The organism is Chryseobacterium ginsengisoli, assembly GCF_039542325.1.
Lineage (GTDB): Bacteria > Bacteroidota > Bacteroidia > Flavobacteriales > Weeksellaceae > Chryseobacterium > Chryseobacterium ginsengisoli.
The window spans coordinates 159,290-174,173 of the sequence record NZ_BAABHX010000002.1; the positions used below are offsets into that span (position 1 = coordinate 159,290).

The following is a 14,884-nucleotide window of genomic DNA, read 5'->3' on the forward strand; positions in this document are numbered from 1 at the left end:
TAGTTTAAAATATTAATCTTAAACAGCAACATTATTATCTCTTAAAGCATCATTAAGTGATGTTTTCTTATCTGTAGATTCTTTTCTCTGACCGATGATCAAAGCACATGGAACCTGATATTCTCCAGCTGGATATTGTTTTGTATAACTTCCAGGAATCACAACTGAACGCGCAGGAACTCTACCTTTAATTTCAATTGGAGTATCTCCTGTAACGTCGATAATTTTAGTTGAAGCTGTTAAAACAACATTTGCTCCTAAAACTGCTTCTTTTTCTACGTGAACACCTTCTACAACGATACATCTTGAACCAATGAAACAATCATCTTCAATAATTACCGGAGCAGCCTGAAGCGGTTCTAAAACACCACCGATTCCAACACCACCACTCAAGTGAACGTTCTTACCGATCTGTGCACAGCTTCCAACAGTCGCCCAAGTGTCAACCATCGTCCCTGAATCTACATAAGCACCAATGTTTACATATGAAGGCATCAAAATAACTCCGGGAGCAATGTAAGCTCCTTCTCTAGCGATTGCATGTGGTACAACTCTTACACCTTTTTCAGCATAATTTCTTTTCAAAGGCATTTTATCATGAAATTCAAACGGACCTACTTCAATAGTTTCCATTTTTTGGATCGGGAAATACATTACGACAGCTTTCTTTACCCATTCATTTACCTGCCATCCGTTTTCTGTAGGCTCAGCTGTACGAAGTTCTCCTTTATCAACCAAAGAAATAACCTCTCTGATAGCTTTTTGGCTATCTTCATTCTGCAATAGATCTCTGTTGTCCCAGATATTTTCAATAGTTTGTTGTAACGACATGTTTCTAGTTTAAATTTATTCGCGCCAAATATACAAAAAAGTTCAGCAAAACCTTTTGAAAGTATTTTGTTTAAACTGATTTTAATATTTTTAATAAAATTTTTATTTAACTACAAAAGTTTTTAATTCTCGATTTTAATTCCTAAAAATTCTTCATACGGTTTGTCATTATACAAAATCTAAGTTCTAATTATTATAACATTTTCCCGAGATTCCAGAATGACAAAGACTTTGTTTTATTTATGAAATTTAAATATTATAAAACTCTTTGAGCATGAAGATAAGCCTTATTCCAGTACGTTTCATTCAATGAAGAAATAATCACTCCTTTTGAAGTGGAAGCATGTATAAATTTTACCTCACCATCATTTCCGATGTCATGAACAATTCCTACATGAGAAACCCTGCTTCCTCCGGCTGTCGCAAAAAATAAGAGATCTCCAGGTTTTACATCTTTAATATCAATTTTGCTTCCTGCTTCAGCTTGATCCGAAGATCTTCTTGGCAACTTTAGATCATTTTCTTCAAAGACTTTTACTGTAAATCCTGAACAGTCGAAACCTGAAGAAGTATTTCCACCAAACTTATAAGGAGTTCCGATATATTTTTCAGCATCTTTAAGAATATCATTAATCGATTTTGAAACTTTTCCGTCAAAATTTGAATCCAATTTTCTGAGGTTTTCAGATTTTACAACAGTTTTTGTATTTTTTTTCGCTGCAACATTTTTCGAACTTCCGCAAGAAATAGTAATTATTGATGCAACCGACAAAACAAATACCTTTCTCATAAGTTGTTTTCTGCAAAACAATCTGTCCTTCATACTTCTCTGGATTTTACTATACTTACAAATATAAGTAAATTATGTTTTCAGTTAATCGACTTTTTATAACTGTAACTGAATTTTTATTGAAATTAATTTTAATAAAAAAAGCCATCCAATTTGGACAGCTTCTTTTTATAATGTAAAAATCTTATTATTTTGAAGTTTTTGCACCTTTCCAAGTTCCGGCTCTTGTCGGCGTTGGAACTGAATTTGTCCAGGTTCCTGTAGCTTTTTTATCTTCTCTTGTCAAATTGCCTCTAAATTCTCCATCTTCTGGAAAACCAATTGTTGCAACCAATTCTCCTGATTCACTAAGATGTCCTGAAATATAATAATTTTCAGTAGTCTGATCAGAGTGCATTGTTCCCGTTACTTTTCCGTCTGTTGCTACAACGATATTCCAGTCACCTTTTTCGGTTCCTTCATAAGTTCCAGCCCAAGTTCCGATGAAATCGTAGATCGTGTCTTCGTCTTTGCTACAACCGATGAACAAAAAAGCCGTCAATAAAAGTAAAAATATTTTCTTCATAGTTTTATAAGTAGTTTTATCACTTAAACAAATTTCGTGGAGAATACGGGATTCGAACCCGTGACCTTTTGACTGCCAGTCAAACGCGCTAGCCAACTGCGCCAATCCCCCTTCCTTAGATCCGTATTTTCCGAAGCCGTACAAAAGTAAGTATTTAAACTACATATACAAACATTTTGTTAAATTTTCTTCAATAAGTACTCTAAATATATGTCTATTTTTTATCATTTAAAGAACTTTTGGATAAAAACAAAAAACGCATGCTAAAATAAATTAACATACGCTCTTTCAATTAACTTTATATTAGAAATTATTTCCAACCACCTCCAAGAGCCTGATAAAGCTCTACTCCGGCTTTCATTTTACTGTATTGTGCATTGGCGATATTCAATTCTGCATTTAAGGAATTTACGCTTGCATTCAATACTTCAAGATAATTCGCCATACCGTAATTGACCAATTCCTGAGAATAATCTACGGAATTTTTATAGTTTAATAATTCTTTCTGTTTCAATTCGATATACTGATCCTGAACCGAATAAACTCTGATTGCATCAGAAACTTCTTTTCCGGCTGTAAGAACCGCTTTTCTGAAATTCAGATAAGCTGTTTCCTGATTAGCAAGACTTACTTCATAATTCGTTCTGATTGTTCTTTTATTTAAAATCGGTTGAGCCAATCCTCCTACAACACTTGCAAATAATGAATTTACACTGAACAAATGATCAATATCAAGCGACTGAATTCCTCCGCTTCCTGTAATTTTTAAAGTTGGATAAAACTGTGCTTTTGCAGAATTTGTTAATTCAAATGCGTTCATCAGATTATATTCAGCTCTCATCACATCGGGTCTATTCGCTAATAACTGAGCAGGATATCCTAATTTTAAATCAATCGGAACATTCTGAGCTTCCAGTGTTGATCTTTCAATTGAATGTGAAGGCTCTCCCATCAACAGACTCATCGTATTTTCCAACAATTGGATTTGAGTGTCAATATCAATTAATAAAGACTTTGCATTGTAAACCAAAGCTTCACTCTGCTGAACAGCAACTTCCGTTAAAGTTCCTGCAATTTTCAAAGCTTTTGTAGTTTCTAAATTTTGTTCACGAACTTTAATTGTTTCAGTGATAATTTTTTTCTGCTCATCATACGTCAACAATTGATAATATGAAGAAGCTATTGAAGCAATCAGATCCGTTTTTACGGCTTTATGAGCTGCAACAGTTCCTAAATAAGTTGCCAACTGAGCTTTTTCCTGAGCTTTTAACTTTCCCCAGATATCAGCTTCAAAACCAATACTTGCCGTCACATCAAGCTGGTTGATATAACGTCTTGATCCGAATAACTGTCCTGTTTGTGTATTCAGAGACTGAGTCTGGAAAGTGTAACCGGGACCAACAGTTACCGTCGGTTCGTAAGCTGCTTTACTTTGTTTTAAGTAAGCTTCTGCCGAAGTGATGCTCTGTAAAGCAATTCTTATATCCAGATTATTTTCCAAAGCCTTCGAAATATGTCCCTGAAGTACCGGATCCGTGAAAATTTCTTTCCAGGAAACATTCGCGATATTCGTACTATCGGTAGGAAGCATATCTGTACGGTACAGTTTTTCCTCTGCAACATTATCCGGTCTGTGATATTCTTTTCTTGCCATACAAGATGATACGGCTGCAAGAACTGCGACTGAAAATGTTATTCCTTTTATGATGTTTAAAATACTCTTCATTGTAAATAGAAGTTAGAAATCAGAGGTTAGAAGTTAGATTTAAAAACTAATTTCTAATATCTAACCTCTAACTTCTCTAATTAAATTTATTCTGCTAAATTGATTTCTTTTTCTTTGATTGGTTTCACTTTTTCCTGCAAATATTCGAAAATTACATACAAGACAGGAATTACGAAAAGTCCTAAAATAGTACCTATCAATAATCCGATTGCAGCACCTGTCGCAATTGACCTGTTACCAACTGCACCGATTCCGCTTGCTAGAACCAATGGCAATAAACCAAAGATGAATGCAAATGATGTCATCAGGATTGGTCTTAATCTCGCTTTTGCCGCATTAATAGCAGACATTACAATCGTTTCCCCGTGATGCCTTCTCTGAACAGCAAATTCAACAATCAAAATCGCATTTTTCGCTAACAATCCGACCAACATAATTAAGGCGATCTGGAAATAAATATTGTTTTCCAAGCCCATGATTTTCTGACCGAAATAAGCTCCCATTACTCCAAGAGGGAGAGAAATTACAACCACCAAAGGAAGAATGTAACTTTCATACTGTGCAGAAAGGATGAAGTAAACGAAGATTAAGCTTAATGCAAAGATCAAAACAGTTTGTGATCCTGAATTCAATTCTTCTCTTGTTAATCCTGTAAACTCAACATCATAATTCTGATTTAAAGTTTCTTTGGCAACCTGCTGAACAGCCGTGATTGCATCCCCGGAACTATATCCTGCAGAGTTTGCCCCTGTAATTTTCACCGAAGTAAATAGGTTATAACGGCTTACAGATTGTGGTCCGTATGCTTTTTTCATTGAAACAAACTGAGAGATTGGTGACATTGCTCCGGAACCTGTTTTTACATACAATTCATTAAGATTATTAATATTTTGTCTGTTTTCAGGAAGCGCCTGAACCATTACTCTGAACTGTTTTCCGTACTTCGTAAAGTCAGCGGTATAAATACCTCCAATGTAACCCTGCATTGTTGCCAAGATATCACTTACAGAAACTCCCATTTGTTTTGCCAATGGAACATTTACCTGCATTTCGTACTGAGGATATTTTGTATTAAATGAAGACTGCGCAAATTCAATTTCAGGTCTTTGCATCAGCTTACCGATGAACTCGTTCATTTTATTGTCTAAATCTGCATATTCACCTCCCGATTTATCCAGAAGCACCATCTCAAAACCGGCACTGTTACCAAAACCAGGTACACTCGGCGGTTGGAAGAATACAATCTTAGCATCAGGAACTTTTCCGGAAATCCCGAATAAACTTTTAGTAATATCTTCAGAACTTTGTCCTCCGCTTTTTCTTTCGTCAAATGGTTTTAATTTAATGAAAGCAAGACCATTATTACTACCGTTTCCAGATAAGAAACCTCTACCGGTAGAAATTGTAACGTTTTGTACGCCTGGAACTTTAAGAGCATTTGCCTGAAGTGTTTTCAACGCATTGTACGTTCTCTCCATTGAAGCTCCCGGAGGAAGCTGAACGTCTGTAAAGATGATCCCTCTGTCTTCCGTTGGCACGAAACCTTTCTTCATTGTTGTACTTGCCCAATACAAGATTCCTCCTGTAATTGCGAAGATGATCAATGTAACCCATTTATGTCTTAAAAGAAATACAAATCCTCTTCCGTAACGTTCTGTCGTGGTTTTAAAGGCAATATTAAACTTATAGAAAAACTTCTGTAAAAAGTTTAAGTTTTTATATTCTTTATGATGTTCATCGTGAGGTTTTAGAAATAATGAACATAAAACCGGACTCAATGTCAAGGCATTAATCGCAGAAATAATAATCGCAATAATTAAAGTAATACCAAACTGTTGATAGAAAACTCCAGTAGGACCTGTAATAAATGTTACCGGAATAAATACGGATGCCATTACCAAAGTAATCGAAATGATTGCTCCTGTAATCTCATCCATCGCTTCCACTGTCGCCTTTTTAGCATCGGAAATACCATTTTCCATCTTGGCGTGAACTGCCTCGACGACGACAATCGCATCATCCACAACGATACCGATCGCAAGAACTAAAGCGAATAACGTTAATAAGTTTAATGAATATCCAAATAAATTCAGGAAGAAGAATGCTCCTACAATCGAAACCGGAACCGCAATTGCCGGAATCAAAGTAGATCTGAAATCCTGTAAGAATATATATACAACAATAAATACCAAGATAAATGCTTCAATTAAGGTATGAACAACCTTGTCAATAGATGCATCAAGAAATTCGTTGGTATCAAAGTTAAATGTATATTTTACTCCTTCCGGGAAGCTTCCTTCTGCTGATTTTAGATAAGTTTTAATATTTTTAATAATCTCCTGAGCATTTGAACCCGGCGTCTGGAAGATACCCATAGAAATCGATGGACTGTTTCCATTTTCCCCAATTCCTGTGTAAGACTGACCTGCCAATTCTACTTTAGCAACGTCTTTCAACATTAAGTTTTGTCCGTCTGCAAGAGATTTAATGATAATATTATCGTACTGTTCCTTATCGTTGAATTTTCCGACATATTTAATGATATATTCAAAAGAGCTACCACTGTTTTGTCCAATAGAACCAGCTGCAGCTTCTCTACTCTGCTCATTGATTGCATTGGTAACATCTGTCGGAGTAATTCCGTAAGCTGCCATTTTTGCAGGATCCAGCCAAACTCTCATTGAATAGTTTTTTCCACCGAAAACGTTGGCATCACCTACTCCATTAATCCTTTTTAAGTTTGGAATAACGTTGATATTCAAAAAGTTTTGAAGATATACATCATCAAGATCTTTATTTTCAGAATAGAAAGACATATACATTAAGGCACTTGTCTGTTGCTTTTGAGTCACAACTCCAGAACGTGTAACTTCGCTTGGAAGCAATGGTGTTGCTCTGGTAACACGGTTTTGTACGTTTACTGCAGCAATATCCGGATCAATCCCTTGTTTAAAGAATACCTGAATCTGTGCAGAACCATCATTTCCCGCAGATGAGGTAATGTAATCCATTCCTTCAACCCCGTTAATCTGCTCCTCCAAAGGAACTACAACACTCTTCATTACAGTTTCCGCATTGGCTCCGGTATAGTTTGCTGTAACGCTGACTGTTGGCGGTGCAATGTCTGGATACTGTGTAACCGGCAGTGAGATCAATCCCAAAACCCCGAGAATCACGATCAGGATCGAGATTACCGTGGATAAAACCGGTCTGTTTATAAAATTTTTAATCATTTTAGAATTTCGGTTTTATAGATTGAACAAGACTATCCATTTTAACTGGCTTTTTGATAACGGCAGTTCCAGGTTTTAATCCTCCGATTCCTGCAGCAATAATTGTTTCACCGTTATTTACTCCGGATTTTATAAGAGCCATATTGTCGATTCTGTCAATCACATTTACAACAACATTTTTAGCCGTATCTTTTTCTACTTTGTAAACGTAAACAATACCTTGCTGCTCGTAAGTTGCACTTTCGGGAACAACCAATACATTATCGTAAGATTTTGGTAATCTGATCGATCCGCTGTTTCCATTGCTTAACAATTTCTGAGGATTCGAGAAACCAACTCTGAACTGAATTGTACCTGTTGTGTTATCAATTTGTCCTGTAATCGCTTCAATTTTACCTTTTTCACCATAAATACTGCCATTTGCTAACTGAAGTTCAACTAAAGGAAGATTTTTTATTTTTTCAGGCAATGATGCACCCGGAGATTTTTCAAGGAAATCAAAATATTCTTTCTCATTCATTGAAAAGTAAGCGTATAATTGTGAAGTATCTGAAATTGTTGTTAAAGCCGTTTGATCTGTCGGTCCAACTAAGCTTCCAACCTTTAAAGGAAGTTTTCCGATAACACCGGAAATAGGGGCACGAATTACAGAATATTCAATATTTGCTTCTACTCCTTTGTAATTAGCAACAGCCTGACTTTTAGCAGCCTGAGCTTGTTTTAATTGAGCTTGAGCCTGAGCTAAATTTGCCTGAGCCGTTTGAAGCTGAACATTACTGATAATATTTTTCTGAACAAGCGGTTTCAGTTTATTTACTTCCACATTCGCTGCACTTACCGCAGCCTGAGCAGCAGCAATATTGGATTCTGCAGCACCAATTCCGGCTTTGGAAGCAGCTGCATTTTCATTTAAGATGTTGGTTTCCAAACGGAACAAAGCTTGTCCTTTTGTTACATATTGTCCTTCATCCACCAAAACCTGTGTGATATATCCCTGTATTTTAGCACGAACATCATTATTTACCCTACCCTGAATGGTAGCTGGAAAAGTCTGATAACCTACTATATTTTTTGTCTCCACATTCACCACAGGATATGGTTTTGCACCATCCTGTTTCGGAGCTTCTTTTTTGCAGGCAACCAAAGAGAGTGCTGCAATAGAAAGTATAACTAGCTTATTATTCATTTTATAGTTTATTAAGAGATTCCTGAATATTAATTATATTTTTATTTAAAAGTGCCTTATAGGCTTCCATTCTTTCGTTGTGTCCATCGTCATGATTTTTTTTAAATTGATCTAAGTCATCTAGTAGTTTTAATTCGTCTTGCATCTTTTGAACTATTTTTTCAAATCTTATTCTCTTATACTCGTCATTGGTGAAAAAATATCGTTTCCGCTCATCCATTTTGTTGTGATCTACGATAAGCTCCGAATTCAATAGTAATGAAATACTCGTAGAAACTGAACTTTTACTCGCTGAAAGCACTTCCACAAACTCATCAAAAGTGATACCTACCTTATTATAATCGAATAAAAGGTAGGCATATATTTTTGAAGCTAACGGAGGTAGATTGAAAACCGTGCCATAAAATTTCACGGCATCCTGAAAAATTTTTTCATCAATTTCTATACTCTTATGCATTGTATATAAATTTGAAGCAAATGTAAAAATTAGTTCAGAACTAAACGAACAAACCCGATAGAGTTTCTCAATTTATAGTTTCTTAAAGAATCAATGGAAATAGATTTAACTTTTTGATCAAATTATAATCTTTTCAAAAGCCTTTCTCATTCCACCTGCAAGAAAAACTTCTCCACAGTAAGAATAGCCTTTGCTTTCAAGGATCTTCAACATGGCAATATTATCAAAGTTGGTATCTACTTTCACACTCTGAATTCCCTGTTCTCTGGTAAAATCTTCAATATGATCGAATAATTTTTTTACCATTCCCTGTCCTGCAAACTTTTCGTCAACAGCGACTCTGTGAACAACAACGAATTCTCCGTCACTCAACCAAGCTCCTTGGATTGTACTGTAAGCTGGCTCGTCATTCATTATCAAAGCGGAATAAACTGCAATTTCTCCATCTACCGTCATTACATATCCGAAGCCTTTTGCAATATCACTTTCAACGGTTTCAAGATTGGGATAACCCTGCTGCCATTGTGTGCTTCCGTCTTGTCTTCTTCTTTCGATTGCCTGTTGTAAAATGTTCCAGATAATGTCTCTGTCTTCAATTTCTGCCTTTCTTAGTTTAATTTCTGAATTCATTGCTGTGAAAAATTTTAATAAAGAGATTGAAAAATTTAGAATTATTTAAATTTTAATAAAATCAATTTGGGAGTTTCATTTTTGAAGACAAATAAAGTCACCATTATTGAATTTTTTTTTGAGATGCTTCGACAGGCTCAGTATGATATCGCTAAAAATGACTTGCTAATAAAAACATTTAGTATTAGAAATTTCATGCTGAGCCTATCGAAGCATCTATACAATTTTCAATCCTTTAATTATTTTAATATAAAAGTTTAAAATTTAGAATTAAAAAACCGAAAACTAATTAAAATTAATTTTCGGTTCGAAGTAGTAAAATTTAAAATTATGAAATTGTTTTTAATTTTCATTTTGCTGAAGATAAGCATCGATCACATCAAATGCTTTTTTTTCATCTTCTAGTTTCACCATCACTTTTAACGATGTTGCTGTAGGCGTCGTCGTAAAAGTAAGGTAATTGTTTTCGATCGCATTTTTGATCTGCGCATCGTCCAATTTTGACTTGATTAACTGTATTTCCGCCTGTTTGTCACTTTCAAAAACTGATACTCTTGTACTTCTTTCCATATTTCTATATCGTTTAAGTATCTAAATATATAACGTTTTTTTGAAAATTACAAATTTTAGGTTTTAAATTTTATTAATATTATTTTCGATTTTGTCAATCGCAATCTTAATTTCTTCTTTTGAGACATTCAAATGAGGTCTGAAACGAAGCGACTGATCACCACATGATAAGATAAATAAACCGTCGTTGAAAAGCTCGTTTCTCAGGTGATCTCTTTGTTCTGCAGTTGGAAGATCAACAGCACACATTAATCCTCTTCCTCTTGCATTAGAAATCTTTTCAGGATACTTTTGAGCTAATATTTTTAATTCTTCCAATAAATAATCTCCGACAATTCTCGCATTTTCTACCAGATTTTCTTTTTCAATAACTTCCATTACCAATTGGAAACGAAGCATATCGATAAAATTACCTCCAAATGTTGAGTTGATTCTAGAACTTTCTCTGAAAACATTATCAGGAATTTCATCAAACTTTTCTTTATTTGCTAAAACTCCGCAAACCTGTGCCTTTTTACCAAAAGAAATAATATCCGGTTTTGCAGTAAAGTGTTCAAAAGCCCACATTTTTCCTGTAATTCCGATACCTGTCTGAACTTCGTCAAAAATTAAAAGAATTTCATTTTGGTCACAGATTTTTCTTAATCCTAACAAAAATTCGTCTCTGAAATGGTTATCGCCACCTTCAGCCTGAATCGGCTCAATAATGATACAAGCAACTTTATCAGGATTCATCAAAATAGCTTCTTCAATATTTAATAAAGCTAATCTTTCGTTTTTAATTGTTTCTTCCAGATTTTCTTCCGTGATCGGGAAAGTCAATTTAGGATTTAAGATTCTTGGCCAGTTAAACATCGGGAAATACTGATATTTTCTTGGATCAGAAGTATTTGTAAGGCTTAAAGTATAACCACTTCTTCCGTGAAATGCCTGTCTGAAGTGAATACAGATTCCAGCTTCAACATCAAGACCTTTTTCGAAATTTTTGCGTGTTTTCCAGTCAAAACATGCTTTCATAGCATTTTCGACACCTAAAGTTCCGCCTTCAATAAAAAAAGCATATTGCAATTCCTGAGGAATCACCACTCTTTCGAAAACTTCTAAAAAGTGTGCATATTCTTCAGAATAAACGTCTGCCAACGTTGGCTTATTGACAGCCATTTTCCCCAACCAAGCTGATTTTTCAACTAAATAAGGGTGATTGTAGCCGATAGACGCCGAAGCGAACATCGAAAACATATCTAAATATTCTCTATTTGTAAGTTTGTCATAAAGCCATGAACCGTGAGATTTTTCAATATCCATCACGAAATCGAAACCGTCTGCCAAAACATGTTTTCCTACAGTTTCTTTTACTTTATTCACTTGTATATCAATTGTTTGTTCCATGTTAAATAATAATCTTAGGGATGATTGTATTTAAAATTTTGTAAGACTTAGAAATAATTCTAAATCTATTAGTTGTTGGTTGTTTTAACTTAAATTAAAACGTTTAAAGATCAAACTTAATTCCTTGTGCCAAAGGAAGACTAGCTGTATAATTTATCGTATTTGTCTGTCTTCTCATGTAGTATTTCCAAACGTCAGAACCGGATTCTCTACCGCCTCCAGTTTCTTTTTCACCACCGAAAGCACCGCCGATTTCAGCACCGGAAGTTCCGATATTCACATTGGCAATTCCACAGTCTGAACCTGCATGAGAAAGGAATAATTCTGCTTCTCTTAAATTCTGCGTCATAATTGCAGATGATAAGCCTTGAGGAACATCATTTTGAATAGCAATAGCTTCTTCTAAAGTCGTGTATTTGATTAAATATAAAATTGGTGCAAAAGTTTCGTGCTGAACGATCTCATAAGAATTTTTCACTTCAGCGATACAAGGTTTTACGTAGCAACCAGACTCGTAACCTTTACCTTTTAAAACTTCACCCTCAACGATGAATTTCGCGCCTTCTTTTTTACCTTTTTTGATAGCTTCCTCATACATGTTTACAGCATCCGTATCGATAAGCGGACCAACATGATTCGTTTCATCCAAAGGATTTCCGATCTTCAATTGTCCGTAAGCTTTTGCCAATCTGTTCTTAACTTCATCATAAACACTTTCGTGAATGATCAATCTTCTTGTTGAAGTACATCTTTGTCCTGCCGTTCCAACTGCTCCGAAAACCGCTCCGATGATCGACATATCGATGTCTGCATCTTTAGAAATGATGATTGCGTTATTTCCGCCTAATTCAAGAATAGATTTCCCGAATCTTTGAGCAACGTTCGTAGAAACCATTCTTCCTACTCTTGTAGAACCAGTAAAAGAAACCAGAGAAACTCTCTTGTCATCAACTAATTTTTGTCCGATTTCGTGATCTGCAACCAATACACTTGAAATTCCCTCAGAAAGATTATTTTCCTTTAAAACTTCATTCATTATATTTTGACATGCAATGGCACAAAGCGGAGTTTTTTCTGACGGTTTCCAGATTGTCACATTACCACAAATCCATGCTAAAGCTGTATTCCAAGCCCAAACTGCTACCGGAAAGTTAAAAGCTGTGATAATTCCTACGATTCCAAGCGGATGATATTGCTCGTACATTCTGTGACCGGGTCTTTCCGAATGCATTGTATATCCGTGAAGCTGTCTTGAAACTCCTACTGCAAAATCACAGATATCGATCATTTCCTGTACTTCACCAAGACCTTCCTGTAGAGATTTTCCCATTTCATAAGAAACAAGTTTCCCCAAATCATCCTTGTACTGCCTTAGTTTTTGACCTAACTGCCTTACAATTTCTCCTCTTTTAGGAGCTGGAATAAGCCTAAATTCTTTAAAAGCCTTTTCGGCTGTTTCGATTACCTTGTCATAATCTGATTCTCCGGAAGTCTTTATCTTCGCAATCAGATTTCCGTCTACAGGAGAATAACTTTCTATGGTTTTCCCTGATGCAAAGTATTTTCCGCCTACAGAAGTCCCTTTATTTTCATCTTTAATTCCTAGATTTTTGAGTGTTTTTTCTATCCCAAAATCCTTAACCTTTTTAGACATAAAAATTTTACTTTTCGTTTCCTCTAAAGATAGAAATATTACTCGAACTGCAAAATTTTAATTTTTTTAACGTGTTTTTTATTTGGACTAATTATAAACATGCTTATCTTTGTATGATAATCATTTGACTTTCAGAAATGGAGAATAATAAGACGATAAACGAACCTGCTGTTGAGGAAAAGAAAAGCTCAAGATGGAAGAGGTTGGTAAAGAAATTTGGGATTGGCGGAATTATATTCTTTACCGTAAAAGGAATCATTTCTTCCACTCTTATTTATTTTCTGGGGAAAAATGCATGGAGTATCATTGCAAGTTACTTTACAGGAATATTTGATTAATTAATTGATATATACAAACAAAAAAAGCTGAGAATATTCTCAGCTTTTTGTTTTGGTTGAAGGTTAAATTTTATTAATTAATCTTTCTTTTTCCTTCCCGAATCAATTAATTTTTGATGAAGCAAATACTCAATCTGCCCATTTACACTTCGGAACTCATCATTTGCCCATTTTTCAAGAAGCTTATACGTGGACTCATCTATCCTTAAGACGAAAGATTTTTTGCCTTTGTTTTCGGGAGAGTTTTGAGTTTTTTCTGATTTCATTTTTCTTAATTCTTTTTGTTTTCAACGCAAAGGGCGCAAAGATTTTTTTAATTACTTTATGTTTTTTAAGTTCACAAAGGCTTTTCACTCAGCAAAGATGTAATGTCATATTTGTCATTCAGACCGAAACGAGGTGAAGTGAAGAATCTTTTAAATATAAAGTCTTCCATTTCGCTCAGATTGGCGTTTCTAATACTATTCTTCTAAATTCACAGCTTAGATTCCTCCGGAATGACAAGTATTACAAAAATTTTTAATTATTAATTCTTCACTATTAATTATACAAAGTTCCGGCATTTAAAATTGGTTGTGCAGCTTTTTCACCACAAAGAACAACCATTAAATTACTAACCATTGCAGCTTTTCTTTCATCGTCCAATTCTACAATATTCCCTTCTGAAAGTTTTTTTAATGCTAAATCTACCATTCCAACCGCACCTTCTACGATCTTTGTTCTTGCCGCAACAATCGCAGTTGCCTGTTGTCTCTGAAGCATTGCTCCTGCAATTTCTGATGCGTAAGCTAAGTGCGAAATTCTAGCTTCCTGAATCGTAATTCCTGCTTTTGAAAGTCTCTCTGTAAGTTCCTGCTCCAAAATAGCATTGATTTTATCACCGCCTTCTCTCAAAGTAATCGGAGCGTGATCATCTTCCAAATTATCATAAGGAAAGCTCATCGCCAAATGACGAACTGCAGCTTCACTCTGCATTTTCACGAAATCTGAATAACGTTCAACGTCGAAAGCTGCTTTGTAAGTATCTCCTACTTTCCAAACGATTACGACTGCAATTTCGATTGGGTTCCCCATTTTATCATTCACTTTCAATGTTTGTCCTTGTAAATTTTCAGAACGAAGACTGATTTTCTGAGATGAATATAAAGGATTAATAAAGAATAATCCATTGTCTTTTACGGTTCCGACATACTTTCCAAAAAAGTTCAGAACTCTTGAGTGATTCGGCTGAATAATCATTAAACCTTTTAAGAAAAAGCAAGAAAGAACAAATGCTAATAATGCTAAAACAACAAGCACAATGTTATTATCAACTCCTGTTACAAATAAATAAATTGATGCTACAAACAATCCCAAACAGATTACTAAAGTAAGATAACCCGACATTGGTTTTAAGATTTTTTCCATAATATGATTTTTAATTTTGATATTAATTTGATATCATAAAGATATGAGTAAATTTTGAATTATAAATTAAAAGTTTAAGTTTTTTATAAATTATTGAGATGCTTCAAG

The 14,884-nt window shown here is 34.9% G+C and carries 14 protein-coding genes and 1 tRNA gene; 1 reads left to right on the forward strand and 14 read right to left on the reverse strand.

Annotated features, from left to right (window positions below; translation table 11 throughout):
• Positions 1 to 18 precede the first annotated feature (18 nt).
• The 12 genes from ABD940_RS05780 to amaB form a co-directional block, all read right to left on the reverse strand.
• The gene (locus tag ABD940_RS05780) at positions 19 to 831 is read right to left on the reverse strand and encodes a 2,3,4,5-tetrahydropyridine-2,6-dicarboxylate N-succinyltransferase (protein WP_345200933.1); all 813 of its coding nucleotides are present in this window, start codon (positions 829 to 831) and stop codon (positions 19 to 21) included.
• A 256-nt stretch (positions 832 to 1,087) separates the two neighbouring features.
• Positions 1,088 to 1,621: a C40 family peptidase gene (locus ABD940_RS05785; RefSeq protein ID WP_345200935.1), complete on the reverse strand. Its 534-nt coding sequence runs from the start codon at positions 1,619 to 1,621 to the stop codon at positions 1,088 to 1,090.
• Between the two features lie 187 nt (positions 1,622 to 1,808).
• Positions 1,809 to 2,186, reverse strand: a complete 378-nt coding sequence (locus tag ABD940_RS05790) for a hypothetical protein (RefSeq protein ID WP_345200937.1) — start codon at positions 2,184 to 2,186, stop codon at positions 1,809 to 1,811.
• Between the two features lie 37 nt (positions 2,187 to 2,223).
• Positions 2,224 to 2,297: transfer RNA gene (locus ABD940_RS05795), tRNA-Ala, on the reverse strand.
• 199 nt (positions 2,298 to 2,496) lie between these two features.
• Complete coding sequence (locus ABD940_RS05800; RefSeq protein WP_345200940.1) at positions 2,497 to 3,912, reverse strand: efflux transporter outer membrane subunit; 1,416 nt, start codon at positions 3,910 to 3,912, stop codon at positions 2,497 to 2,499.
• Between the two features lie 86 nt (positions 3,913 to 3,998).
• Positions 3,999 to 7,145, reverse strand: a complete 3,147-nt coding sequence (locus tag ABD940_RS05805) for an efflux RND transporter permease subunit (RefSeq protein ID WP_345200942.1) — start codon at positions 7,143 to 7,145, stop codon at positions 3,999 to 4,001.
• A gap of 1 nt (position 7,146) precedes the next feature.
• Positions 7,147 to 8,331, reverse strand: coding sequence for an efflux RND transporter periplasmic adaptor subunit (locus ABD940_RS05810; protein WP_345200945.1), 1,185 nt, complete (start codon positions 8,329 to 8,331; stop codon positions 7,147 to 7,149).
• 1 nt (position 8,332) lies between these two features.
• Positions 8,333 to 8,788: a transcriptional regulator gene (locus tag ABD940_RS05815; RefSeq protein WP_345200948.1), complete on the reverse strand. Its 456-nt coding sequence runs from the start codon at positions 8,786 to 8,788 to the stop codon at positions 8,333 to 8,335.
• A gap of 117 nt (positions 8,789 to 8,905) precedes the next feature.
• Positions 8,906 to 9,418 (reverse strand): GNAT family N-acetyltransferase, encoded by a 513-nt coding sequence (locus ABD940_RS05820; protein WP_345200950.1) that lies wholly within the window; start codon positions 9,416 to 9,418, stop codon positions 8,906 to 8,908.
• Between the two features lie 342 nt (positions 9,419 to 9,760).
• A complete protein-coding gene (locus ABD940_RS05825; protein ID WP_345200952.1) occupies positions 9,761 to 9,988 on the reverse strand; it encodes a DUF2007 domain-containing protein in 228 nt (75 codons plus the stop codon).
• Positions 9,989 to 10,051: 63 nt separating this feature from the next.
• Positions 10,052 to 11,377, reverse strand: coding sequence for an L-lysine 6-transaminase (gene lat, locus ABD940_RS05830; RefSeq protein ID WP_345200954.1), 1,326 nt, complete (start codon positions 11,375 to 11,377; stop codon positions 10,052 to 10,054).
• Positions 11,378 to 11,480: 103 nt separating this feature from the next.
• The gene (gene amaB, locus ABD940_RS05835; protein ID WP_345200956.1) at positions 11,481 to 13,031 is read right to left on the reverse strand and encodes an L-piperidine-6-carboxylate dehydrogenase; all 1,551 of its coding nucleotides are present in this window, start codon (positions 13,029 to 13,031) and stop codon (positions 11,481 to 11,483) included.
• 137 nt (positions 13,032 to 13,168) lie between these two features.
• On the opposite strand from amaB, the gene ABD940_RS05840 reads away from it, so the two are divergent.
• Complete coding sequence (locus ABD940_RS05840; RefSeq protein ID WP_345200959.1) at positions 13,169 to 13,369, forward strand: hypothetical protein; 201 nt, start codon at positions 13,169 to 13,171, stop codon at positions 13,367 to 13,369.
• 77 nt (positions 13,370 to 13,446) lie between these two features.
• Here the strand turns inward: ABD940_RS05840 and ABD940_RS05845 are convergent, their stop codons facing one another.
• Both ABD940_RS05845 and ABD940_RS05850 read right to left on the reverse strand, forming a co-directional pair.
• Complete coding sequence (locus tag ABD940_RS05845) at positions 13,447 to 13,635, reverse strand: type II toxin-antitoxin system antitoxin (RefSeq protein WP_345200960.1); 189 nt, start codon at positions 13,633 to 13,635, stop codon at positions 13,447 to 13,449.
• Between the two features lie 274 nt (positions 13,636 to 13,909).
• On the reverse strand, positions 13,910 to 14,776 hold the full coding sequence (locus ABD940_RS05850; RefSeq protein WP_345200962.1) for an SPFH domain-containing protein: 867 nt from the start codon (positions 14,774 to 14,776) through the stop codon (positions 13,910 to 13,912).
• Positions 14,777 to 14,884 lie beyond the last annotated feature (108 nt).